General features: G+C 68.6%; 20 protein-coding genes and 1 tRNA gene. 12 read left to right on the top strand and 9 right to left on the bottom strand.

Going from position 1 to position 23234, the window contains the following annotated elements; genetic code table 11:
- Positions 1-89: 89 nt before the first annotated feature.
- The gene (locus tag Q9R17_RS02715; protein ID WP_308156921.1) at positions 90-1367 is read left to right on the top strand and encodes a hypothetical protein; all 1278 of its coding nucleotides are present in this window, start codon (positions 90-92) and stop codon (positions 1365-1367) included.
- Positions 1368-1385: 18 nt separating this feature from the next.
- Here the strand turns inward: Q9R17_RS02715 and Q9R17_RS02710 are convergent, their stop codons facing one another.
- The 4 genes from Q9R17_RS02710 to trxA all read right to left on the bottom strand — a co-directional run bounded on the left by Q9R17_RS02710 (position 1386) and on the right by trxA (position 6205).
- Positions 1386-1838: a DUF4442 domain-containing protein gene (locus Q9R17_RS02710; RefSeq protein ID WP_308156920.1), complete on the bottom strand. Its 453-nt coding sequence runs from the start codon at positions 1836-1838 to the stop codon at positions 1386-1388.
- A gap of 77 nt (positions 1839-1915) precedes the next feature.
- Positions 1916-3541 carry a CHASE2 domain-containing protein gene (locus tag Q9R17_RS02705; protein ID WP_308156919.1) on the bottom strand — a complete coding sequence of 542 codons (1626 nt, stop codon included), beginning with the start codon at positions 3539-3541 and terminating at the stop codon, positions 1916-1918.
- Entirely contained in the window at positions 3538-5148 is a 1611-nt protein-coding gene (locus Q9R17_RS02700) for a FecR domain-containing protein (RefSeq protein ID WP_308158409.1), read from the bottom strand. The genes Q9R17_RS02705 and Q9R17_RS02700 overlap by 4 nt, the downstream gene beginning before the upstream one ends.
- A gap of 199 nt (positions 5149-5347) precedes the next feature.
- Positions 5348-6205 (bottom strand): thioredoxin, encoded by an 858-nt coding sequence (gene trxA, locus Q9R17_RS02695; protein WP_308156918.1) that lies wholly within the window; start codon positions 6203-6205, stop codon positions 5348-5350.
- 126 nt (positions 6206-6331) lie between these two features.
- Here trxA and Q9R17_RS02690 point away from each other — a divergent pair, with 126 nt between their 5' ends.
- Positions 6332-6943, top strand: a complete 612-nt coding sequence (locus tag Q9R17_RS02690) for a DUF998 domain-containing protein (RefSeq protein WP_308156917.1) — start codon at positions 6332-6334, stop codon at positions 6941-6943.
- 30 nt (positions 6944-6973) lie between these two features.
- On the opposite strand, the gene Q9R17_RS02685 is transcribed toward Q9R17_RS02690, so the two are convergent.
- Positions 6974-7207 (bottom strand): hypothetical protein, encoded by a 234-nt coding sequence (locus Q9R17_RS02685; protein WP_308156916.1) that lies wholly within the window; start codon positions 7205-7207, stop codon positions 6974-6976.
- Between the two features lie 342 nt (positions 7208-7549).
- Between Q9R17_RS02685 and leuS the strand changes: the two genes are divergently transcribed.
- The 8 genes from leuS to Q9R17_RS02645 all read left to right on the top strand — a co-directional run bounded on the left by leuS (position 7550) and on the right by Q9R17_RS02645 (position 14818).
- Entirely contained in the window at positions 7550-10192 is a 2643-nt protein-coding gene (gene leuS / locus Q9R17_RS02680; RefSeq protein ID WP_308156915.1) for a leucine--tRNA ligase, read from the top strand.
- 129 nt (positions 10193-10321) lie between these two features.
- The gene (gene lptE, locus Q9R17_RS02675; RefSeq protein WP_308156914.1) at positions 10322-10903 is read left to right on the top strand and encodes an LPS assembly lipoprotein LptE; all 582 of its coding nucleotides are present in this window, start codon (positions 10322-10324) and stop codon (positions 10901-10903) included.
- A 14-nt stretch (positions 10904-10917) separates the two neighbouring features.
- Positions 10918-11955 (top strand): DNA polymerase III subunit delta, encoded by a 1038-nt coding sequence (gene holA / locus Q9R17_RS02670; protein WP_308156913.1) that lies wholly within the window; start codon positions 10918-10920, stop codon positions 11953-11955.
- Positions 11956-11957: 2 nt separating this feature from the next.
- Positions 11958-12620 (top strand): nicotinate-nucleotide adenylyltransferase, encoded by a 663-nt coding sequence (nadD, locus tag Q9R17_RS02665; protein ID WP_308156912.1) that lies wholly within the window; start codon positions 11958-11960, stop codon positions 12618-12620.
- Positions 12621-12678: 58 nt separating this feature from the next.
- Complete coding sequence (rsfS, locus tag Q9R17_RS02660) at positions 12679-13092, top strand: ribosome silencing factor (RefSeq protein ID WP_308156911.1); 414 nt, start codon at positions 12679-12681, stop codon at positions 13090-13092.
- 64 nt (positions 13093-13156) lie between these two features.
- On the top strand, positions 13157-13627 hold the full coding sequence (gene rlmH / locus Q9R17_RS02655; protein ID WP_294989324.1) for a 23S rRNA (pseudouridine(1915)-N(3))-methyltransferase RlmH: 471 nt from the start codon (positions 13157-13159) through the stop codon (positions 13625-13627).
- 27 nt (positions 13628-13654) lie between these two features.
- Positions 13655-13731: transfer RNA gene (locus Q9R17_RS02650), tRNA-Asn, on the top strand.
- 124 nt (positions 13732-13855) lie between these two features.
- Positions 13856-14818, top strand: coding sequence for an alpha/beta hydrolase (locus Q9R17_RS02645; RefSeq protein WP_308156910.1), 963 nt, complete (start codon positions 13856-13858; stop codon positions 14816-14818).
- Between the two features lie 18 nt (positions 14819-14836).
- On the opposite strand, the gene arcD is transcribed toward Q9R17_RS02645, so the two are convergent.
- From arcD to Q9R17_RS02625, 4 genes are all read right to left on the bottom strand, one after another.
- Entirely contained in the window at positions 14837-16258 is a 1422-nt protein-coding gene (arcD, locus tag Q9R17_RS02640) for an arginine-ornithine antiporter (protein WP_308156909.1), read from the bottom strand.
- A 104-nt stretch (positions 16259-16362) separates the two neighbouring features.
- Positions 16363-19182, bottom strand: a complete 2820-nt coding sequence (locus tag Q9R17_RS02635) for a TonB-dependent receptor (RefSeq protein ID WP_308156908.1) — start codon at positions 19180-19182, stop codon at positions 16363-16365.
- A gap of 192 nt (positions 19183-19374) precedes the next feature.
- A complete protein-coding gene (locus Q9R17_RS02630; protein WP_308156907.1) occupies positions 19375-20025 on the bottom strand; it encodes an energy transducer TonB in 651 nt (216 codons plus the stop codon).
- A gap of 218 nt (positions 20026-20243) precedes the next feature.
- Positions 20244-20987: an SIMPL domain-containing protein gene (locus tag Q9R17_RS02625; RefSeq protein ID WP_308156906.1), complete on the bottom strand. Its 744-nt coding sequence runs from the start codon at positions 20985-20987 to the stop codon at positions 20244-20246.
- 130 nt (positions 20988-21117) lie between these two features.
- Here Q9R17_RS02625 and Q9R17_RS02620 point away from each other — a divergent pair, with 130 nt between their 5' ends.
- On the top strand, positions 21118-21726 hold the full coding sequence (locus Q9R17_RS02620) for a Maf family nucleotide pyrophosphatase (RefSeq protein WP_308156905.1): 609 nt from the start codon (positions 21118-21120) through the stop codon (positions 21724-21726).
- Positions 21719-23206: a ribonuclease G gene (gene rng, locus Q9R17_RS02615; RefSeq protein WP_308156904.1), complete on the top strand. Its 1488-nt coding sequence runs from the start codon at positions 21719-21721 to the stop codon at positions 23204-23206. Before Q9R17_RS02620 ends, rng begins: the two co-directional genes overlap by 8 nt.
- The last annotated feature ends 28 nt before the right edge of the window (positions 23207-23234 follow it).

The following is a 23234-nucleotide window of genomic DNA, read 5'->3' as shown; positions in this document are numbered from 1 at the left end:
CGGTGCGCACGTCGCGTTTACGCTGCAGCTTGGGTAATCCCATGCCATGGAAAGGGGACGCTGTGTTGAAGGGGAGGCGCAGGTGGGGAATGGCCACGCTGGCGGCGGTGCTGCTGCTGGTGCTGGGCGGTGCGGTGTTGCGTTTCTGGCCGGTGCCGGCCGTCCAGCGGCAGGCCCTGGCGGCGCTGCAGGCGCCTGCGCCGGTGCAGGGGCCGGATGGGTCCGCACTGCTGTGGTCACTGGGATACGACGGTGCCGACGAGGCCGGGCGCGAGCGCCTGCTGGCCGGCGCGGTGGCGCGCTGGGAGCAGCAACCGCCAGGCAGCCGCGATGGCGTTTTCGCCGTGGGCCCACCGCTGGTGCACCTGGCCATGCCGGCCGGCAGCCGCTGTGCGTCACGCGGGGAGGGGTGCCTGGCCCAGGTCCGTGCCGATCCCGGGCGGTTCGCCGCGGCCCATCAGGGCCACGAGGCGCTGCATGCACGCGTGGCGCGGCTGGCCGATCATGGGGCGTTCCTTCAGCCTTTCAGCACCGGTCCTGGCGATGTGACGACAGCGCTGCCGGAACTGCTGCCGTTGCTGGACCCACCGGCCGCGCATGCCCTGGCCTTCGTGCATGGCGATACCCCCGCAGCACTGCAGGGGGCCTGCCAGGGCATCCTGGCCGGTCGCCGGCTGGTGCATGGCAGCGACATGCTGGTGGTCAGCATGGTCGGTGCCGCCATGGTGGAAACCAACGCCCACCTGCTGGCCGAGATGCTGGTGGAGCTGCCGGCGGCACTGGCCTTGCCCGCCGCGTGCCAGGCGGCGCTGCAGCCGATGGCGGTCGACGAGCAGGACATCTGCCCGGCCATGCGCGGTGAATTCGCGCAGGTCTCGGCAGCGCTGGATGTACCCGGCGTGCAGCTGCGCTGGGGCTGGCCGGTCTTCGATGGCCCGCGCACGCGCCTGCGCCGGGCTCCTTACTACGCCTGGGCCTGCGGCGCGCCGGCACGCCGGGCGCTGGCCGAGGACCAGCCCCTGCCGGTGCCGGCGGCGCCTCGCCGGGGCCTGGCCTGCCTGGCCAATGCCCAGGGGTGCACGCTGGCCGACATGGGCAGCGCGGCCCTGCAGCCTTACGCCGCACGCAGCCAGGATGCGGCGGCGATGCTGCGGCTGGTTGCCACGCAGCGCTGGCTGCGGCAGCAGCCAGGGGCGCCCGCCCAGGCCCTGGCAGCGCTGCCGGCCGCACTGCGCTCATCCACGCGCGTTCCGGTGGTGAGTGCCGATGGCCAGCGGCTGGAGGTGGCGCGGCGCTCGCCGGCGGTCCTGGACAGGGCCGGGCCGGTGCTCAGCGTGCCGCTGGTGCCAGCCTCCGGCCCGCGCTGATGACGCGGGCCGGACAGGTCAGCGTGCGTGAGGCTTGAGCCGCACATAGACCTGCTTGCGCACGCGCGCGACCACCTCGCCGTTGCCGTCGACGACATCGTTGCTGAACCAGCGCAGCACTTTTTCACCGCCTGCGGCCGCGGCACGCAGTTCATCCAGCATGGCATCGTCGATGCGGAAGGTGGTGCGTACGGTTCCCCGTCCGGGCTTGAGGAATTCGATCCCGCCGGCACGGTCCCAGACGAAGTAATCGCGACCCAGGGTGTGCAGCAGGCCCAGCATCCAGAACGGATCGGTCATGGCGAACAGGCTGCCGCCGAAATGAGTGCCGACATAGTTGCGGTTCCAGGGCCGCAGGCGCAGCGCGACATCGATCTGCCGGTAGTCGGGGCTGATCCGGGTGACGTGGATGCCAGTGAACAGGAACGGTGGCCACAGGTTCATGCCGAGGCGAAGGGTGCTGGCTTTCATGCGGTTCCAGGCGGGCGGGTTGACCCGGCCAGTCTAGCCATTCGCATGCGTATGTTGCACCCGTGGGCCAAGGCGCGTCAGGGACCGCCGTCGATCACGTAACCATTGCGGCCGGCGGCCTTGGCCCGGTAAAGCGCCGCATCGGCGGCTTCGACGAAATGGCGCGGCTGGGTCTGCGCATCGGGCACGCAGGTGTACACGCCGATGGTCAGGGTGACCGGCAGTTCGCCGTCCGGCACCGGTGCCGCCTGCTGCCGCACGCTGGCAATCAGGCTGTCGATGACAAGGCGCGCACCGCCGGTGGGGGTATCCGGCAGCACCAGCGCGAATTCATCGCCGCCATAGCGGGCGGCGATGTCGCGTGGGCGCCGAGCGTGGGCGCCGAGCGTGTGCGCGACATCGCGCAGCACCTGGTCACCGGCCTGGTGGCCGTTGCGGTCGTTGTGCTGCTTGAAATGGTCCACGTCGATCAGGGCCAGGCTCAGCGGTTTGCCGCTGCGGCGGGCGGCATCGATTTCCTGCTGCAGGCCCTGCTCGAAGCGCAGGCGGTTGACCAGGCCGGTCAGCGCATCGCGGTTGGCCTGGTAATGCCAGGCGCGGATGCGCCGGAACAGCCATACCGCCAGCACGCCTGCGATACCGGCCAGCGCCGGTGCCGGTGCCCACCACAGCGAGCCCACCCGCAACAACAGCCAGGACAGCAGCAACGGCGCCGGCAGGGCCAGCACGGCAGCCAGCCAGGGCAGGCGCAGGCCGAGCACCAGCACGCACAACGCCGCCATCAGGCCGGCCAGCAGGTGTTGCGCCAGCACCGGCAGGACCTGGATCTGCCGGTGCTGCAGCAGCATCGAGGCGATGTTGGCCTGGTACTCGCTGCCGCTCATCCAGTATTCGCGGGTGGTCGGTGTCAGCAGGCGCGGGGCGATGCCGCTGGCGGTCATGCCCACCACGATGCGCCGCCCGTGCAGCAGCGTGGCGTCGATGCGCCCCTCCAGCACATCGGCATAGGACACCTGTGGCAGCCGTTCGGGCGGTCCGGCATAGCGCACGCGCACGTAGTCGTCGCGGCGCCACTGGTAAGGCGACTCCTGCGCCGGCTCCGGGTCGGGCAGGCCATGCACGCGCGCTGCCTGCTCGCCGGCCAGGGCCATGCCCAGGGCCGGCCAACGCGGCCGGCCGATGCCGGCGTGCAGGTACAGGCCGCGGGCCACGCCGTCGGCATCCACTTCGACATCGGTATGGCCCAGCGCCGCGGCGCTGCCCGCGATCTGCGGGATGGGCAGCAGTTCCTCGGCCATGCGGTCGCCTGCGGCCGGGGCCGCCAGTACCGGCAGCACGACCTGGCCATTGCGCCGGATGGCGGTGGCCAGCAGTGCATCCTGCGCCGGGTCGCGGCGGTCGGGTTCGGACAGCATCAGGTCCAGCGCGACGCGTGCGGCCCTGGCATCGGTCAGCCGGTCCAGCAGCCGTGCGTGGACGCCACGCGGCCAGGGCCATTGGCCGATGCGTTGCAGGCTGCCTTCATCGATGGCAACGATCAGCACGCTGGGGTCGGGGGCATAGTCCCAGTGGCCGACCAGCATGTCGTACACCGCTTCATCCTGCCGCCACAGGAACTGGCCATGGCTGAGCAGCGTGGTCAGCACGCCGGCCAGCACGGCCAGCGCCAGGCGTTGCCGCCAGGGCAGGCGCGATCGGATCACAACAGCAGCCAGAGCAGCACGGCGCCGCCGCCAGCGCCGTAGCAGGCACGGCAGGGCAGGTCCAGCTGCTGTGCCGGCGAGAACGGTCCGGCATGGCCATCGTCATCGATGTACTGCACGCGGACATGCAGCCGCCCCCGCCAGGGGCGCTTGAAACTGACCTGCGGCTGCTCGGTCTGCTGGTCCAGCAGCGGGTGCGCGAAGTCGCCGCGGCGATCGACCTGGACACGGTAGCGCTGGCCTTCCGTGCCGGCCTGCCAGCGCAGGGTCAGCTCACCGTGGGCCACCTGGGGCGGCTGCAGTGCCGGGTCCACGGGCGTGTCGGTCAGCTGCAGCGGCAAGGCCTGGCCGAAGCGGCCCTGCTGTCCCCCGGCGCTGCGTGATGCCACCCGCCAGTAGTACGTACCGGGCGGCAAGGGCTGCGCCAGCCGAGCCTGGGTGCCTTCGACGGCCTGTTCGCGCAGGGGCGCACGGAACAGTGGCTCGTCGGCCACCTGCACCACGCTGCTGGCCGCGCCGGGGGCCTGGCTCCAGCGGAAGCGCGGGCGGTCGCTGTTGAGGGTCTGCCCGTGCAGCGGGGATACCGTCAGTGGCGGTGGCGGCTGGTCGCTGACCGTGAAGTCGCGTTCTGCATCGCGGCCCTCCACGCCCTGTGCGTCGATCGCGCGCAGCAGCAGGCGCAAGCGACCGGGCGGCAGATCGCTGATCGCCAGCGTGGTCGCGGCGGTGGTGGTGGCGAACAGCAGGATCTCCGGCGCATCGGCCTGGACGACTTCGGCGCGGTAGCTGGCGGCACCGGCGACCGGCTCCCAGCCCAGCAGGGCCGGCAACGGCTCCAGCCGCAGGGTGTCATCGCGGAGGCGGGGGGCGGGCAGCAGCGTGGCGGTGGCTTCCGGCGATGCGTCGCTGCTGGGGCTGCGGCTGGCCTGCCCGGGGGCGACCAGGCGCTGGCCATGGCGGTTGCCGACCTGCACCTTGCCCTGCAGCACTTCGGTGCTGGCGGCCTGGGTGTCGCTGCCGGCACTGACCCGGAACACCGTGCCGCGCACGCTGCTGGTCGCGGTAGGAGCATCGATGATGTAGCGCGATGCCGGTCCGCGCGCCGGGGTGACCCGGTTGCTGGCACGGCCCTGCTGCAGCCGCAGCCGGGTATCGACCATGCCGGTGCGCCCGTAGCGGCTGAGCTGGTCCAGCTGCAGGCGTGAATACTCGCGCAGCTGCAGCCGCGAGGCGTCGGCGAACTCGAGGGTGATGCTGGCGTCGGCAGCGGTCTGCACGGTATCGCCGATATGCAGCAGTTCGCCGGCCTGCAGGGCACGGGTGACGCTGCCGTCGGCGGCATCCAGTTCGGCTTTGCCGCGCACGGCCAGCACCCGCGCCGGTGCCGGTTCCACCCGCAGCCACGCGATCGGGAAGCGCAGCAGTTCACCCGGCGGCAGCCGGTACGGGTTGTCGATGCGATTGTGCTGCTGCAGCTGCTGCCAGCGTACGGAGGGTTTCAGGTAAGCGCCGCCCAGGTCCCACAAGGTATCGCCGGGGCGGACGCGGTAGTTCCACTCCTGGGCCAGGGCCAGGCCCGGCAGCAGCAGGGCCAGCCACAGCAGCATCTGCGGCAGGCGGGGCAGGAGGGTTGAGCGTCGGCCATCGGTCACGGCATGCAGTCCCGGCAATGCGGAGGGTCCAGCCGTGCAGACCCCATGGCCTTGCTGTGTCTCCCCCTGAATGGATGGTGGCAGCCAAAAGTGCTGCCAACATCACATTATCGCCCGCACCCCGTGCAGGAATTCTGAACGGTACAGACCGGGCTCAGAACAGCAGCGATGCCATCTTCCGGCGGTAGCGGCCCACCAGATCCTCGTCGCCGATGACGTTGAACGCATCGATCAGCGCCTTGCGCGGCAGGCCTTCCTGGAAGCTGCGGTCGATCCGCAGCATGTCCAGGAACTGCTCCAGCGCCGCTTCATCCTCGCCGGCCAGCAGCAGCTGCACACCACGCAGGTGGCGGGCCTGCAGGTCGTTGCCATCGGCACTGATGCGGGCCTGCAGTACCTCCGCGCCCGGGGCATCCTTCAGGGCGGTGGCAAAGGCCAGGCGGGCGCGGGCGCGCACGGCACGGTCATCGGTGGCCAGGTTGGCGGGCAGGGCATCGATCAGGCGGCCGGCTTCATCCACACCGCCGATCTGCAGCAGGGCCAGAGCCAGGTCCAGCTTGAGCTCATCCTTGTCCGGCTCGGCGGCGATCTGCGCGCGCAGTACATCCACCTGCGCCTGCGGGTCCAGCGGTTCCTCGTCCACCGCGACGGCTTCGGCCGGGGCGGCAGGCTCGATGCCATGCTGGCTGAGGAATTCACGCAGCTGTCCTTCCGGCAGGGCGCCGGGGAAGCCATCAACCAGCTGCCCGCCCTTGACCAGGAACACGGTCGGCACCGACCGGATCTGGAAGGCGGCAGCGATCTGCTGCTCCTTGTCCACATCCACCTTGGCCAGTTCGAACGCGCCGTTGTATTCGGCGGCCAGCTTTTCCAGCATCGGGCCCAGGGTCTTGCAGGGCCCACACCAGGTGGCCCAGAAATCCACCAGCACCGGTGTCTGCAGCGATTTCTGCAGTACCTCGGCCTCGAAGGTTTCGGTGGTGGCGTCGAAGACGTAGGTCGTTTCGCTCATCGGGGGCATCTGTATGGCGTCTGGAGACAGACGTTATGGTGGCAGATGATGACGGACTCAACCCGCGGACCGGCAATTGACCGACAATGCCGCCGATTCCTTCTCTCTCGTCCTGCAGGAGCTTCGATGTCGTTTCCATCCCGTCTGGTGTCACTGACCGGTGGCGTCGCGGCCCTGCTGTTCGTGCTGTCGGTGGTCGGGTTCGGCCTGGCCCTTCATGATTATTCGCAGGCGGTACATCCCGTCACCTGGCTGGGGGCACACGGGATTCCACGCGCGCTGGGCTTCAACCTGATCGGTCTGGTGCTGCCGGGCGTGCTGGCCGCCGGAGTGGCCGAGGGCCTGCGCCGCCGCCTGCCGGCCACGGCGGGCTGGGCCGCGCGGATCGGTTGCCAGATGCTGCTGCTGGCCGGGTTGGCCTTCGCCGCGATGGGCCTGCTGCCGCTGCACATCGATGACCTGGCCGATATGCAGGGGCCGGACAGCCAGCTGCATGTGGCGGCCTGGATGGTCTGGGCGCTGGCCTTCGTCACCGGCACCGTGCTGCTGGCGGTCACGCGCCTGCGTGACCGGGCCGCGCGCCCGCTGGCCGGGCTGGCCCTGGGGTGCGGGCTGCTGGCTGCGCTGGCGGCCTTCGGCCTGCAGGGCGTGCTGCCGGCGGCGCTGGCGCAGCGGCTGGCCTTTGCCTGCTGGGTGGTCTGGCTGGCCCTGGCGCTGCCCCTGGCGGCGCGCCGCTGAGGGCGCGGCGATGGCCGCGCCCGTGGTCGCTCAGGGTTGCGGGTAGCACGCCAGCTGGAAGCCGACCGGGCCGTAGTTGTCATAGATCCAGGCGATGGTCTGGTTGAGCGCGTCCTGCTGGCTGTCCGCTTCCACGGTATGGAAGCCGGAACTGCCCGTATCGTTGCTGAGCAGGTAATTGCAGTGGAACGTGGCGGCCTGGGCCGCCGTTGCGGTGCCCAGCGTGATGGCCAGGGCCGCCAGGGCCTTGTGCAGCGGTTTCATGCGGATTCTCCCGTTCTGGGCTCCCACGGACAGCCTGTGGCTGGCGGGCCGGGGAGCCGGCGGGCCCGCAGCTACAGGCTTGACGCTGCCCGGTGCGGCTGGCATCGGGGAAATCCGACCGGACGGTCGGGCAACGCCGCGCGTGCCCCGGGCGGTGACCGGCGTCGCCCTCGCGGCGGGACCGGGTGCCGCCGCCGGCCTTGAGCCCGTTCCGGTCCGGCGCAATGGCAAGGGCCCCGGCAAGGCCTGTGGCGACAGTGGCGCGCCTTTGCGGGGCAGGATTGGAGCCATTTGCCGCACTGCGGTACGCTGTACCGCTTTGCCGCCGCAACTGCGTGTTCCATGACCAGCGTCGAACCCAACGTTTACGATCCTCAGCAGGTTGAATCCGCCGCCCAGCAGTACTGGGATGCCACCCGTGCCTTCGAGGTCGATGAAGCCTCGGACAAGCCGAAGTACTACTGCCTGTCGATGCTTCCGTATCCGTCCGGCGCGCTGCACATGGGACATGTGCGCAACTACACCATCGGCGACGTCATCAGCCGCTACAAGCGCATGACCGGCCACAACGTGCTGCAGCCGATGGGCTGGGATGCCTTTGGCCTGCCGGCGGAAAACGCGGCGATCAAGAACAAGACCGCGCCGGCGGCGTGGACCTACAAGAACATCGACCACATGCGCAGCCAGCTCAAGTCGCTGGGCTACGCCATCGACTGGTCGCGCGAGTTCGCCACCTGCCGCCCGGATTACTACGTCCACGAGCAGCGCATGTTCACCCGCCTGATGCGCAAGGGCCTGGCCTACCGCCGCAACGCGGTGGTGAACTGGGACCCGGTGGACCAGACCGTGCTGGCCAACGAGCAGGTCATCGACGGCCGCGGCTGGCGTTCCGGCGCACTGGTGGAAAAGCGCGAGATCCCGCAGTGGTTCCTGCGCATCACCGATTACGCCCAGGAGCTGCTGGACGGGCTGGACGAACTGCCGGGCTGGCCGGAATCGGTCAAGACCATGCAGCGCAACTGGATCGGCCGTTCCGAAGGCCTGGAAATCCAGTTCGACGTGCGTGATGTCGATGGCAGCGTGCTGGACCCGCTGCGCGTGTTCACCACCCGTCCGGACACCGTGATGGGCGTGACCTTCGTGTCCATCGCCGCCGAGCACCCGCTGGCCCTGCATGCGGCCAAGGGCAACCCGGCGCTGGCCGCGATGCTGGCCGACCTGAAGCAGGGCGGCGTGTCCGAGGCGGAACTGGAAACCCAGGAAAAGCGTGGCATGGACACCGGCCTGCGCGCCGTCCACCCGGTCACTGGCGAACAGGTGCCGGTGTGGGTCGCCAATTTCGTGCTGATGGGCTACGGCACCGGTGCGGTGATGGCCGTGCCCGGCCACGACCAGCGCGACAATGAAGTGGCCAACAAGTACGGCCTGCCGATCGTGCAGGTCATCGCCCTGAAGGATGCGCGCAACGATGACGAGCGCACCTGGGACGGTACCCGCTGGCAGGACTGGTACAGCGACAAGAGCCGGCAGACCGAACTGGTCAACTCGGCTGAATTCGACGGCCTGGATTTCCAGGGCGCATTCGAAGCCCTGGCCGAACGTTTCGAGCGCAAGGCCCAGGGCCAGCGCCGCGTGAACTACCGCCTGCGCGACTGGGGCGTGAGCCGCCAGCGCTACTGGGGCTGCCCGATTCCGGTGATCTACTGTGGCAAGTGCGGCGCGGTGCCGGTGCCGGAAGAGCAGCTGCCGGTGGTGCTGCCGGAAAACGTGGCGTTCTCCGGGACCGGTTCGCCGATCAAGACCGATCCGGAATGGCGCAAGACCACCTGCCCGGAATGCGGCGGTGCGGCCGAGCGCGAGACCGACACCTTCGACACCTTCATGGAGTCCAGCTGGTACTACGCGCGCTACACCTCGCCCGGTGCCCGCGACGCGGTGGACAAGCGCGGCAACTACTGGCTGCCGGTGGACCAGTACATCGGCGGCATCGAGCACGCGATCCTGCACCTGATGTATTTCCGCTTCTACCACAAGCTGCTGCGTGACGCGCGCATGGTGGACAGCAACGAGCCGGCGCAGAACCTGCTGTGCCAGGGCATGGTGATCGCCGAGACCTACTACCGCCCGAACCCGGATGGCTCGAAGGACTGGATCAACCCGGCCGACGTGGACGTGCAGCGTGACGAGCGCGGCCGCATCACCGGCGCAACGCTGATCGCCGACGGCCAGCCGGTCGTGGTCGGCGGCACCGAGAAGATGTCCAAGTCGAAGAACAACGGCGTGGACCCGCAGGCGATGGTCGGCAAGTACGGCGCCGACACCGTGCGCCTGTTCTCGATGTTCGCCGCGCCGCCGGAACAGTCGCTGGAGTGGAACGAAGCCGGCGTGGACGGCATGGCCCGCTTCCTGCGCCGCCTGTGGGCGCAGGTGCAGAAGCACGCTGCCGACGGCGCCGCACCGGCGCTGGACGTGGCGGCACTGGACGCTGGCCAGAAGGCGCTGCGCCGCAAGACCCATGAAACCATCGAGAAGGTGGGCGACGATTATGGTCGCCGCCACAGCTTCAACACCGCCATCGCGGCGGTGATGGAGCTGATGAACGCGCTGGCCAAGTTCGATGACGCCAGCGCGCAGGGCCGTGCCGTGCGCCAGGAGGCACTGCGTGCGGTGGTGCTGCTGCTCAACCCGATCACCCCGCATGCCAGCCATGCGCTGTGGCAGGTGCTGGGCCTGGGCGAGGCCCTGCTGGAAGACCAGCCGTTCCCGCAGGCCGACCCGGCCGCGCTGGTGCGTGATGCGCTGACCCTGGCCGTGCAGGTCAACGGCAAGCTGCGTGGCACCATCGAGGTGGCCGCCGATACCGCCCGTGAGCAGATCGAAGCGCTGGCGCTGGCCGAGCCCAACGCCGCCAAGTTCATGGAAGGCCTGGCCGTGCGCAAGATCATCATCGTGCCGGGCAAGATCGTGAACATCGTGGCCGCCTGACCGGGCGTACTGCCTGCCGCGGCCGCCCTGCGCGCGCCGCGGCGGGACCGGTCTCAAGTGCCGTTCACGCGCCTTCGGGCACGATGCCTGCCTGTTGCCGCCGCCGCCCGGCTCCTCCAGACTGTATCCATGACCCGATTCCTGCTCGTCCTGCTCCTTGCCCTCGGCCTGACCGGGTGCGGCTTCCACCTGCGCAGCAAGCTGATGCTGCCGGCCGATACCGCCGCAGTGCGCGTGGTGTCCACCGCGCCGTACAGCGAACTGGTCAAGCTGCTGCGTCGCAGCCTGATCGGATCGGGGGCGACCATCGCCGAGGAGGACGGCACGTTGCCGGCCGCGCAGCTGCAGGTGCTGTCCGAACGCTGGGGTGACCTGCCGATCGCCATCGACTCGCAGGGCCGTGCGCAGGAATACAGCCTGCGCTACGCGGTGATCTTCATCTTCCGCCGCGAAGACGGCTCGGAACTGGTACCGCAGCAGGTGATCGAACTGTCGCGCGATTACGTGTCGCCGCCGACCGACGCCACCGGTACCACCACCGAGCGCGAAATCCTGGCCGACGAACTGCGCCGCGAGATGTCCGCCTCGATCATCCGCCGCATCGACAGCGTCGTGCGCGCCGAAGTGGAGCGCGGCACGCTGGTGCCCAAGCGCGATGCCACCGCCCCGGGTGATGGCGCTGCACCGGCGGCCACGCCGGTCAAGCCCTGAGCCGTACCCCGGCGATGGAACTGCGCCCGGAACAGCTGGCCAGCCAGACAGACGGCACGCCACTGGCGCCGGTCTACCTGGTCGCGGGCCCGGAAACCCTGCGCGTGCTGGAAGCGGCCGATGCGGTCCGCGCGCGCGCGCGCGCCGAGGGCATCAACGAGCGCGAAGTCTTCGATGCCGACGGCCGCGATTTCGACTGGAACCAGCTTGACGCCAGCTTCAACGCGCCCAGCCTGTTCAGTGCCCGCCGCCTGGTGGAAGTGCGCCTGCCCAGCGGCAAGCCGGGCAAGGACGGGGCCGAGGTCATCAGCCAGTTCTGCGCCAACCCCGCGCCGGACGTGGTCCTGCTGATCACCGCCAATGAATGGAGCAAGGCGCACCAGGGCAAGTGGGCCGAGGCCGTGATGCGCGTCGGCGTGCTGTCGGTGGCCTGGGCGATCAAGCCGCACGAACTGGGTGACTGGATCGAACGCCGGCTGCGCGGCAAGGGCCTGCGCGCGGACCCGGCCGCGGTGCAGCGGCTGGCCGAACGGGTGGAAGGCAACCTGCTGGCCGCCGCCCAGGAAATCGACAAACTGGCGCTGCTGGCCGATGGCCAGGTGCTGGACGTGGAGCGGATGGAGGCACTGGTTGCCGACGCCGCCCGCTATGACGTGTTCCGGCTGGTGGAGGCCACGTTCTCCGGCCAGCCGCCGGCCGTGCTGCGCATGCTGGCCGGCCTGCGCGGCGAGGGCGAGGCCGTGGCCGCGCTGATGCCGGTCGTCATCCGTGAACTGCTGGCCGGTGCCGGCCTGGCCCGGGTACAGGCCCGGGGCGGCAACCTGGCGGGCGAGATGAAGGCCCGTGGCATCTGGGAATCGCGGCAGGCCCCCTACAAGCGCGCGCTGCAGCGGCACCCGGAAGCCAAGCGCTGGGAGCGTTTCGTGGCCGAGGCCGGCCTGGTGGACCGCATTGCCAAGGGGCGCGCCGATGGCGATGCCTGGCTGGCCCTGGAGCGCCTGCTGGTGGCCGTGGCCGAGGCGCGCGCCGTACGCCTGCTCGCCCGCGCCTGACCATGCCGCTGCGCATCTATTACGGGGGCACCTTCGACCCGGTGCACCTAGGGCATCTGGCCATAGCCCGTGCCGCCCGCGACGAGCTGCAGGTCGCGGTGCGCATGCTGCCCGCGGCCGACCCGCCACACCGTGCACCGCCCGGGGCCAGCGCCGAGCAGCGCTGCGCCATGCTGTCGCTGGCCATCGGCGACGAGCCCGGCCTGCTGCTGGACCGCCGGGAGCTGGTCCGGGCCGCCCGCCAGCCGGGGCCGTCCTATACCGTGGACACCCTGCGCGAACTGCGCGCCGAACTCGGCCCCAGCCGACCCCTTGCCTGGCTGGTGGGGGCCGACAGCCTGCTCGGCCTGCCGGGCTGGCACCAGTGGCAGGCGCTGTTCGAGCTGGCCCATTTCATCGTTGCCGAGCGGCCGGGCAGCCCCCTGCAGCAGGCGGTGGACGGGGCACTCGGGGAGGCGCTGGAAGGCCGCTGGGCCGTCAATGAGCAGGCCTTGTTCGCCGCCCCGGCCGGTTGCGTGCTGCGCCTGCACCAGCCCCTGCGCAGCGAATCGGCCAGTGCGGTACGGGCGCAGATCGCCGCGGCGGGCCCCTGGCGGGCCCTGCTGCCGCCGGCCGTGGCCGACTACGTGGCCACGCAGGGCCTGTACGGCGCCTGCCCGCCGTGAATGCCCTCGTGCCGCCTTGCCCGTATAATCGCCCCCACGTTTATCGAGTCGATCCGCTTTGAGCAACCAGACCCAGCCCCAGACCATCAAGGTCGATCTGCCCAGCCCGCCGCCGTCCGTGCCGGAACTGCTGGCCAGCGTCCGCCAAGCCACCGAAGACCTCAAGGCCAAGGACCCGGTCGAGATCGACGTACGCGGCCGCTCCAGCGTCGCCGACTACATGGTGATCGTCTCGGGCACGTCCACCCGCCACGTCAAGTCGATCGCCGATGAAGTCGTGCGTTTCGCCAAGAAGATCGACGTGATGCCGCTGGGCGTGGAAGGTGAGCGCGAAGCCGAGTGGGTGCTGGTCGACCTGGGCGATGTGATCGTGCACGTGATGCTGCCGCGCGTGCGCGAGTTCTATGCCATCGAGCGCCTGTGGACCGTCGGTGACCAGCCGCCGTCCAGCGACGAGGACGACGTGGCCTGAGCCATGCGGTGATGCAGTCCTTCGACGGCGCCGATGGCGCCGTCGACGTTTGGGAGGAACGCTGATGAAAGCCCGCCTGATCGCCACTGGCGAACGCGCGCCCAGCTGGGTGGCGCAGGGGTTTGCCGAATACCAGAAGCGGCTGTCGCACTGGTTGCCGTTCGAGCTGGTGGAAATCGAGCCCGGCCTGCGTGGCAAGGGCCGCGATCCGCGCCGGGCGACCGAGGACGAAGGCAAGCGGGTGATCGCCGCACTGCCGAAAAACGCCTATGTGGTCGCGCTGGATGTGCCGGGCCGCCAGCTCAGTTCCGAGCAGCTGGCACAGCGCCTGGAACACTGGCGCGGGCAGGGCAGGGACCTGGCGTTCCTGATCGGTGGCCCGGAAGGCCATTCACCGGATGTGTCCGCGCTGGCCGATGAGAAATGGTCGATCGGCCCGCTGACGCTGCCGCACATGCTGGTGCGGCTGGTGGTGGCCGAGCAGCTGTACCGCGCGGCGGCGATGATTGCCAATCACCCCTACCATCGCGCGTGAAGAGCCGCTATACTAGTCGTCTGCCCCGCCCGAATAGCTCAGCCGGTTAGAGCACTTGACTGTTAATCAGGGGGTCGTTGGTTCGAGTCCAACTTCGGGCGCCATTTCAACGTGGCGGATCATCAAGAAGCCCGCATCGATCGATGCGGGCTTTTTTGTGTCCGCCCTATCCGGTGCAGTGGTGCACGCCGGCTCTACACTGAGCGCTTCTTCGTGTGGAGATTCCGCATGCATCGGCCTGGTCGCGTTGTTTCCCTGGTGTTGCTTGCACTGCTGTCACTGCAGGCCGCGCGTGCGGCGCCGGTGACCTGGCACCCGCCCGAAGGCACGACGGAAATACCGCTGTGGCCGGAAGGCAAGGTGATGCCACCGCCGAAGCTGGCAGGGCCCGAGCAGCTCGGCGAAGCGGTGTCCAAGCCCAGTGGCGAACGCTGGGCGATGCTGCAGAACGTCGCGGTGCCGACGCTGACGCTGTTTCCGCCCAAGGGGCCAGGCAACGGCACGGCGGTGATGGTCGTGCCCGGCGGCGGTTACCGCGTGCTGGCAATGGATCTGGAAGGCAGCGAGATCTGCGCGTGGTTGAACGGCCGGGGCATCACCTGCGCGCTGCTGAAATACCGTGTGCCGGCGTCGGGCCCGAACTGGGACCCGCAATGCAATTGCCGTGACATTCCTGCGGTGCCGATGGCGCTGCAGGATGCACAGCGGGCGATGGGCCTGCTGCGTGCACAGTCGGCGCGCTGGCATATCGATCCGAAGCGCGTGGGAGTGATCGGCTTTTCCGCCGGTGGCCACGTCGTCGCGGGGTTGAGTACGCAGGCGCGGCGAAGCTACACGCCGGTCGATGCGGCCGATGCGCAGCCGAGCCGTCCGGATTTCGCGATGGTGATGTACTCCGGGCACCTGTGGAACGGCAAGGCGAAGGGGCTGTCACTGGTCAAGGACATCGCCGTGGATGGCGAGGTGCCGCCGACCTTCATCGTGCAGGCCACCGATGATCCCACCGACGACGTGCGCGAGTCCCTCAGCTATTACCGCGCCTTGATCGATGCCGGCGTGCCGGTGGAAATGCACCTTTTCGCCCGTGGCGGCCATGCCTTCGGGCTGCGGGTGAAGACGGCGCCGGTGGCGGCATGGCCGCAGCTGGCCGAACGCTGGATGCAGGACATCGGGATGCTGTCGCGCCGTTGAGCCTGTGGCGGCCGGTGCTCAGAGCACCAGTGCGCCGCGCCAGACGGCCACCAGCGTGGCCACCGCCACCAGTGCGATGGCACCGAACAGCAGCGCTTCCCAGCGGGTGAACACCACGTCGCCACGTTGCCGCTTGGCCAGGGCGAACAGCGCCACGCCCGGTACATACAGCAGCACCGACAGCAACAGGTGATCCAGCCCGCCGGCGTACACCAGCCACAGCGCGTAGGTGCTGGACAGCACGGCGGCGGCGAAGTCGCGCCAGCGCGCGGCGGGAGTGCCGGCATAGGCGTCGCCGCGCCAGGCCAGCTGCACGCCGAAGGCGCTGGACAGGAAGTAGGGCGCCAGGCTCATCGAAGCGGCCAGCAGTACCAGGCTGGTATAGGTGCCGCTGTTGAACAGCAGCATCAGCAGGAACACCTGGATCAGGCCGTTGCTCAGCCACAGCGCGTTGGCCGGTACCTTGCGCGCGTTTTCCCGCGCCAGGAAGGCGGGCATGGTGCCGTCGCCCGCGGCGGCATACAGCACTTCGGCGCACAGCAGCACCCAGGCCAGCAGCGCGCCGAGTACCGAGATGATCGAGCCGGCGATGATCAGCGTCGCACCCCATTCGCCGACGATGGCCTGCAGCACATAGGCCATCGAGGGGTTGGGGAGTGCTGCCAGTTCTGCCTGCGACAGCACGCCCATCGACAGCAGGCTGACCAGCACCAGCAGCGCCCAGACGCCGACAAAGCCGATCACCGTGGCGCGGCCGACATCGGCCCGGCGCGCCGCGCGCCGTGAGTACACGCTGGCCCCCTCGATGCCGATGAAGACCCAGACGGTCACCAGCATCATGCCGCGCAGCTGCTGGCCGATGTCGCCCAGCGCCGGCGTACCGAAGAAGCCGGCGCGGAACACATCGGCACGGAAGGCCAGTGCCGCCAGCAGCAGGAACAGGGCAATCGGCAGCAGCTTGGCCACGGTGACCAGCGCATTGATGATGGCCGCCGTCTGCAGCCCGCGCAGCACCAGCAGGTGCACCGTCCACAGCAGCAGCGACGAGGCGGCCACCGCCACCGGGGTATTGCCATCACCGAATACCGGGAAAAAGTGGCCCAGCCCACTGAAGATCAGCACGAAGAAGCTGGTGTTGCCCAGCACCGAGGCCACCCAGTAGCCCCACGCCGAGGAAAACCCGATGTAGTCACCAAAGCCGGCGCGTGCGTAGGCGTAGATGCCGGTATCCAGGTCCGGGCGGCGGTTGGCCAGCGCCTGGAACACGAACGCCAGCATCAGCATGCCCAGGCCGCTGATCGCCCAGCCGATCAGCGCGGCGGCGGGGCCTGCGCTGCGCGCGATGTTCTGCGGCAGCGAGAAGATGCCGGCGCCGACCATCGAGCCGACCACCAGCGCGGTCAGTGCGGCCAGGCCAAGGCGTTGCTGGGAGGCGGGCATGGGGCTTCTCCGGGGTGGGGGGCCATCATGGGCGCAGGGGTGTGGTTGAAAAGCAAAGGCCCGGGGATGCACCCCGGGCCTTTGCCATGTGACACCGCCGGGATTCAGCGGAAGGTGTACTTGGCACCGACGGTGAAGTAGCGGCCGATGGCGCCGCTGAAATGCATCGGGTTGTAGTTCACCGCGCCGTAGGTGAGCGGATCCAGCGGTGCGATGCGGTCGAACAGGTTCTGCACGGACAGGTTGAGCTCGAACGCCTCGGTGACCGACCAGCGACCGGACAGGTCGAAGGTGGTGAACGAGGAGATCTTCTTCACCGGCGTACCGTCGGCGTAGAGCGTCTGGTAGTCGCCGCCGCGCTTGTCGGTGTTCTCCATCTTGCTGATGTAGTTCGCCACGCCGCTGACGCTCCACGGGCCCTGCTTCCAGGTGGCCCCCAGATTGGCGCGGTCCTTGGGCGTGCCGACGCAGTTGGAGACGTCGCAGTTGCCGTGGGTGCCCAGGTAATCGGAGGTCGAGCCGCCATTGGTGCGCTCGAACTTCAGCAGGTGGCTCCACTGCAGGTCCATTTCCAGCTGCCCCGGGCCGATGTCGAAGGTCTGGCGGATATCGGTGTCGATACCCCTTACCCGCGACGAGGCGGCATTCACGTAACTGTTGTTGACCGCCAGGATGGTGCCCGTGCCGGGTACGCCGTTGATCAGATCGGTATCGCGTACCACGTTGCCGGCGGCGATTTCATCGGCCGGTTCGCTCGAGGCGATTTCATTGGTGCGCTTGATTTCCCAGGCATCGACGGTCAGCGAGGTGCTGCGCGTGGGCTGCAGGACCACGCCGAACGAATAGCTCTTCGATTCCTCCGGCTTCAGCGCGGGGTTGGAGTTGGTAATGATCGCCACCTGACGTGCCTGGCAGTTGGACGTGGTCGGCTGCAGGTCGCAGCGCACCGAGTCCTTGATGCTGGAGAAACCGGCCAGGCCGCCGACCCCGCTCTCGGCGACGTTGGGGGCGCGGAAGCCTTCGGCATAGCTGGCGCGCAGGGCGATCCAGTCGGCCGGCGTCCACTTGATGCCCAGCTTCGGCGTGGCCTTGCCGTCGCCACCGTCGTACTTGTCATAGCGCAGCGCGCCGGACAGCTCCAGCGATTCCAGCACCGGTGCCGACAGTTCGATATAGCCGGCGTAGACGTTCTGGATGCCGTCATAAGCCGAATAGCCCAGGCCGATGATGTCGCCCTGGTCGGTGTAGGTCTGCGGGGTCAGGCTGTTGCTGGTACGCCGCCATTCGGTACCCACTGCAAGGCCCAGCGGGCCGCCCTTCAGGTCGGCCAGGCTGCGCGAGACCGTGGCGTTGAACGAATCCAGGCTGGTCTTGGCCCGTGCGCTGATGCGGGGGGAGATATAGTCGTACAGCGCCTGGGAATTGAGGTTGGCGTTATCACCGATGCGCCAGACGCCGCCCGGGCAGGCCGGGTTGCCCAGGGCACAGCGCACGGCGCTGTAGCGCAGGAAGCCGGTGCGTTCGCTGGTCAGGTCGGTGCCCGAGTGCAGGTAGCCGGTGTCATAGCTCCAGTCGCCCCAGTTGCCCTTGACGCCGACCAGGAACCGGTTGAACTCGTTGGTGTTCTCGGTGACGCGCGGGCCGACATCCCAGGCGCTGTAGCGCAGGCGCGAGGCCTGGCCCTGGATCGGGTTGTCAGGATGGGTCGGGCCGAGCACGGTGGCGCCGGGGCCGCTGTTGGCGTTGACCGTATGGCCGGGATAGCCCCAGCCGCCGGAGACGCCCGACGGCGTGTTGGTGAAGGTGGTTTCCTTCTTGGAGTAGCCGATTTCGGAGTAGAGCTCGCCGCCTTCGCCGAAGGCGAAGGTCGCCCGGCCGAAGACATTCACATATTTCTCTTCAGGCGAAATATCGCGATAGCGCTGGTTTGGATCCCACAGGCAGCCCTGCGATGCCACCGATGCATCCGTCTGGCCTGGAATGTTCGTCAGCCCCTGGCAACCCGGCAGCGGGACAAGGAAACCGGGGTTGGCATCGGTTGCATTGCGGTCATCGAACACCGAACCGTTTGGACCAACGCCGCCGCTCTTGCCACCATTGGTGAACGCGCCACCGGAACCGCCAAAGTAAGAGCCGTCGAAGTCATAGCCCCAGCGGCGCAGGTCTGCGGTGCCGATCCATTTGCGGTTCTTGCGGTCACTGACCTTGATCGCGTCGGATTTGCCGACATCGACGCTGACGAAGGCGTTCCATCCATCGCTGGACAGATCGCCGGTACCGGCGGTGAGCGTTGCCTTCCTCTCATTGCCATCGCCGTCACCGGACACGCCGTAGGAGCCGCGCAGGATCGCGCCCTGGAAGTCGCTGCGCAGGATGATGTTGACCACGCCGGCGATGGCGTCGGAGCCATAGATCGCCGATGCGCCATCCTTGAGCACTTCCACGCGCTCGACGGCGTCCATCGGGATGGTGCTCAGGTCGGTGAACACCTTCTGCCCGTCGTCGGCCAGGCCGTAGGTCGCCATGCGGCGCCCGTTCAACAGGATCAGCGTGGAACCGGCACCCAGGCCGCGCAGTGAAATGCCGGAGCTGCCGCTGGCAAAGCCGGTGCCGAAGGATTTGGGGACCGAGCCTGCGCCATTGGCGGTCAGGGTCTGCAGGTATTCGGACAGCGAGGTCTTGCCGGTACGGTCGATTTCCTGCCGGGTCACCACCTGCACCGGCGAGGGTGTCTCGGTGTTGGTGCGGGGAATGTTCGAGCCGGTGACCGTGATGCGGTCCAGGTTGGTGGCCTGTTCCTGGGCGAAGGCAGAGGTGGAAACCACGGCGCCGGCCAGCAGCAGTGCGCTGCTGGAAAGAAGGTGCGTGATGGATGTAGCCAGTGCATTGCGGCGGCTGGCGGACCGTTGGTTGGGGTGTTTCACAGCTTCTCTCCTAACTGGAAAACCTGGATCTGAGGACGTCACGGGAGATGACAGGTGCCATCCCGGGACGGGCCAATCTAGGTTTCCGGCAAGTGACGAAGTGGTGAAAAAACCCTTAATTTGAACGGTGTCACAGATGGGCCGGCGGTTCCCCTTCCCGTCGCATCGCGACGGGAAGGGGCGCGCGTGCATTCACCTGGGCAGGCTGAAATCGATGGGCACCAGGCCGATGGCGGGCACTGCCACGCCATCACGCTGGGCCGGCTCGAAGGTCCAGCGGTTGAGGACCTGGCTGCGTGCAGCCTGGTCCAGCGCGCGCGCGCCACTGCTGCGCTCGATGGTGACGTTGACGGGACGGCCATCACTGCCGACTTCCACCCGCAGCAGCACCGTGCCCTGCTGGTTGGCGCGCAGTGCGGCCGCCGGATAGGCCGGCGGCGGGGCGCTGCGGTAGTGCAGTTCGGCACCCACCTGCGGCGTGGACGGCGCCAGTGACGGCAGTGCCGGCGCAGTGTCCGGTGCGGCGGCCGGCAGCACGAAGGCCGGCGCATCCTCGATCACTGCCGTGGGAGCCGGCAGGGGCGGTGTGGGGACCGTGCGCGGCTGTGGCACCACCTGCACGTGCTTCGGGGGGGCGGTCACGTCCCGGGGCGGCAGCGGCGGCGGCTCCACCCGGGTGATCAGGCGGACCTGGGTCTTTTCCCGTGGCAGGGGAGTGGCCTGGTAGGCGGCCGGGATCAGCAGCAGGAGCAGGGCCAGCAGGTGCAGGGCGAGCGCTGCACTCCAGGCAGCAACGCGGGCGGGATCGAAGCGCAGCGGTACAACGGGGTACGTACGAACCATGGTCCACCTCCATGCCAGTTGTTGAACATCCTCAACGCACCAGGGCCGCAAGCGGGGTTGCCGCACGCAGCGGGCAGAGCCACATTCGCATGCCGGAAGGGGGGCTGACTTCATGCACGGTCGCTGTCGTTGTGCTGGCCTTCATCTGGGGGGACGGTACAGACGAAAAGGGCGGTTCCCCTGCGGGAACCGCCCTTGGCCAGGCGCGTGGGAAGGGCTCAGCGGCCCAGTTCGAACACCACGTCCAGGTTGACCGACACGGTCGATTCACCCGGTGCGACCGGCGTGGCCTTGTCCATGGCCATGCCCGCCGCGGCCGAGCGCGCCATCATCATCGGCACCGGACGGAAGCCGCCATTGCTGTTCTCGGAGATGCTGACGATGCGACGCACCTGCAGCCCCAGCGACCGGGCGTAGGTCTGGGCGCGTTCCTGGGCCTTCTTCAGGGCAGCCAGGCGGGCTTCGTCATAGACCGGTTCGGGCTTGTCGATCTCGAAGCTCGGCCCGTTGATCTGGTTGGCCCCCTGTGCCGCCAGTGCGTCGAGCACCTTGCCGAGCCTGGCGATGTCACGCACCTTCACGCTGACATTGTTGCTGGCCTGGTAGCCGGTGATCTTCGGTGCCTCGTTCTCGGCATAGCGGTACTGCGGGTTGAGGCTGACACCGCTGGTCTGCACATCACGCTCGGCAATGCCGGCGGCCTTGATCGCGGCCAGCACCTTGTCCATCTGCTGTGCGTTCTCGCGCATGGCGCTGTTGCCATCCACGGCCTGGGTGACCACGCCGGCGGACAGGCTGGCCACGTCGGGCACGCGGGTGGCTTCGGCATTGGCCGAAATGTTCAACAGGGTGCCCTGGACCGGGGCGATGGCCGGCGCGGGCGTATCGGCATGGGCGCTCATCGAGGCTCCGAGGGCAAGGGACAGGGCAAGCAGCAGCGGGGCGGTGGTGAGACGGCGCATCGGGATCTCCTTGGTTGCCGTTGAGGGTGGTGTCGTAGCGATGAACGCGCTGTGAGTCCGTTCGGGGTCGAGCATAACCGGAGTGCTGTTGCCAGCGATTCAGGCATCGCCCTCGGGTTATGCTGTGCCGATGCTCTATCTTGCCTCCCGCTCCCCCCGACGCACGCAACTGCTGGCCCGACTTGGACGCCCCTTCCAGGCACTGGACCTGGAGGTGGCCGAGGTGCGCGCCACGGGTGAAAGCGCGGCCCAGTACGTGCAGCGGGTGGCTGCGGACAAGGCCCGTGCCGGCCTGGCCCAGGTCCTGGCATCGGATCCGCAGGCGCTGGTGATCGGCGCCGATACCGAGGTGGTGCTGGACGGGGAGGTGTTCGGCAAGCCCGATGGCGCTGCCCATGCCTGCACGATGCTGGCACGGCTGGCCGGGCGTACCCATGAGGTCATGACGGCCGTGGTCGTGGTGGGCGCGCAGGTGCGCGACAGCGTGCTGGTGGTGTCACAGGTGCGTTTCGCCGCGATGGATGAACAGGCCATCGCCGCCTACGTGGCCACCGGCGAGCCGCTGGACAAGGCCGGTGCCTATGCCATCCAGGGCGGGGCCGAGCGCTGGATCGAACACCTGTCAGGCAGCTACTCCGGCGTGATGGGGCTGCCGCTGTACCAGACCGACCAACTGCTGGCCCGCGTGGGCGTGCCGGTGACCGTAACCGATGCCGGCAGGGAGGCTGCCCATGTCTGAGGAAATCCTGGTCAATGTGACCCCGCGTGAAACCCGGGTGGCGGTGATCGAGAACGGCATGCTGCAGGAGCTGCATATCGAACGTGGCTGGCGCCGTGGCGTGGTCGGCAACATCTACAAGGGCAAGGTGCAGCGTGTGATGCCCGGCATGCAGGCCGCCTTCGTCGAGGTCGGGCTGGAACGCGCCGCGTTCCTGCACGCCAACGATGTGGTAAGGCCGGCCCCGGTGGCCAGCGCCGATACCGAGAACACCACCCTGCCGCCGCCGGCCAGCGTGCCCATCGTGGAGCTGCTGCGCGATGGCCAGGACATCGTGGTGCAGGTGGTCAAGGACCCGATCGGCAGCAAGGGCGCGCGCCTGACCACCCAGATCAGCATTCCCTCGCGCTACATGGTGCTGCTGCCGCAGTCCAAGGTGGTCGGCGTGTCGGCCCGCATCGAGGACGAGACCGAGCGTGCACGGCTGAAGGCGCTGGTGACCGAACTGTCGGCCCAGCACGGGGGCTATGGCTACATCGTGCGCACCAATGCCGAAGGGCAGCCGGCCGAGGCCATCGCCGAGGACATCGCCTACCTGTCGCGGGTATGGAACGTGGTCGAGCGCCGTGGCCGCGAAGCGCCCTCGTGCAGCATCATCTATGAAGACCTGAGCCTGCCGCTGCGTTCGGTACGCGACCTGATCCGCAAGGACGTGGACAAGGTGAAGGTGGATTCCAAGGAGACCTTCGCCCAGCTGCAGGCATTCGTGGCAAAGTACATGCCGGTGCTGGCCGAGAAGCTGGAACTGTATTCCGGCGACCGCCCCATCTTCGACATGTTCGGGGTGGAGGACGAGATCGGCCGTGCGCTGGACAAGCAGGTGCCGCTCAAGTCCGGGGGCTACCTGGTGATCGACCAGACCGAGGCGATGACCACCATCGATGTCAACACCGGGTCGTTCCTGGGCCAGCGCAACCTGGAAGAGACGGTGTTCCGCACCAACCTGGAAGCGGCGCAGGCGGTGGCGCGCCAGCTGCGGCTGCGCAACCTGGGCGGCATCATCATCATCGACTTCATCGACATGGACGATGCCGAGCATCGCCGCCAGGTGCTGCGTACCCTGGAAAAGGCGCTGGCCCGCGACCATGCCAAGACCACGGTGTACGACTTCTCGCCGCTGGGCCTGGTCGAGATGACCCGCAAGCGCACGGTGGAAAGCCTGGAGCGGCAGCTGTCGGAAACCTGCACCCAGTGCAGCGGGCGCGGCACCATCAAGACCACCGAAACGGTCACCTACGAGATCTTCCGCGAGATCACCCGCGCGGTGCGCCAGTTCGACGCCGCCCGCCTGCTGGTGATCGCCTCGACCAAGGTGGTCGCGCGCATCACCGAGGAAGAATCGGCGGCGGTGGCGGAACTGGAGGAATTCCTCGGCAAGAGCATCCGCTTCCAGGCCGATGAGCAGTACCTGCAGGAGCAGTTCGATGTCGTCCTGCTCTGACCTGCGCTGCGCCTGGCCCTGGCCAGCC

It is taken from the genome of Stenotrophomonas sp. 24(2023) (genome assembly GCF_030913365.1).
In the GTDB taxonomy this organism is placed as follows: Bacteria; Pseudomonadota; Gammaproteobacteria; order Xanthomonadales; family Xanthomonadaceae; genus Stenotrophomonas.
The sequence above is the reverse complement of the archived record's forward strand: the minus strand, read 5'-3'. Positions and strand labels throughout refer to the sequence as shown.

Coding starts and splice junctions, on each gene's coding strand:
- Q9R17_RS02685 (WP_308156916.1), bottom strand. CDS start 7,207: ATGAAACCGCTGCACAAGGCCCTGGCGGCCCTGGCCATCACGCTGGGC.
- lptE (WP_308156914.1), top strand. CDS start 10,322: ATGACCCGATTCCTGCTCGTCCTGCTCCTTGCCCTCGGCCTGACCGGG.
- Q9R17_RS02625 (WP_308156906.1), bottom strand. CDS start 20,987: ATGCGCCGTCTCACCACCGCCCCGCTGCTGCTTGCCCTGTCCCTTGCC.
- Q9R17_RS02630 (WP_308156907.1), bottom strand. CDS start 20,025: ATGGTTCGTACGTACCCCGTTGTACCGCTGCGCTTCGATCCCGCCCGC.
- holA (WP_308156913.1), top strand. CDS start 10,918: ATGGAACTGCGCCCGGAACAGCTGGCCAGCCAGACAGACGGCACGCCA.
- trxA (WP_308156918.1), bottom strand. CDS start 6,205: ATGAGCGAAACGACCTACGTCTTCGACGCCACCACCGAAACCTTCGAG.
- rlmH (WP_294989324.1), top strand. CDS start 13,157: ATGAAAGCCCGCCTGATCGCCACTGGCGAACGCGCGCCCAGCTGGGTG.
- Q9R17_RS02645 (WP_308156910.1), top strand. CDS start 13,856: ATGCATCGGCCTGGTCGCGTTGTTTCCCTGGTGTTGCTTGCACTGCTG.
- Q9R17_RS02700 (WP_308158409.1), bottom strand. CDS start 5,148: ATGCTGCTGTGGCTGGCCCTGCTGCTGCCGGGCCTGGCCCTGGCCCAG.
- Q9R17_RS02710 (WP_308156920.1), bottom strand. CDS start 1,838: ATGAAAGCCAGCACCCTTCGCCTCGGCATGAACCTGTGGCCACCGTTC.
- Q9R17_RS02715 (WP_308156921.1), top strand. CDS start 90: ATGGCCACGCTGGCGGCGGTGCTGCTGCTGGTGCTGGGCGGTGCGGTG.
- Q9R17_RS02620 (WP_308156905.1), top strand. CDS start 21,118: ATGCTCTATCTTGCCTCCCGCTCCCCCCGACGCACGCAACTGCTGGCC.
- Q9R17_RS02690 (WP_308156917.1), top strand. CDS start 6,332: ATGTCGTTTCCATCCCGTCTGGTGTCACTGACCGGTGGCGTCGCGGCC.
- nadD (WP_308156912.1), top strand. CDS start 11,958: ATGCCGCTGCGCATCTATTACGGGGGCACCTTCGACCCGGTGCACCTA.
- arcD (WP_308156909.1), bottom strand. CDS start 16,258: ATGCCCGCCTCCCAGCAACGCCTTGGCCTGGCCGCACTGACCGCGCTG.
- leuS (WP_308156915.1), top strand. CDS start 7,550: ATGACCAGCGTCGAACCCAACGTTTACGATCCTCAGCAGGTTGAATCC.
- rng (WP_308156904.1), top strand. CDS start 21,719: ATGTCTGAGGAAATCCTGGTCAATGTGACCCCGCGTGAAACCCGGGTG.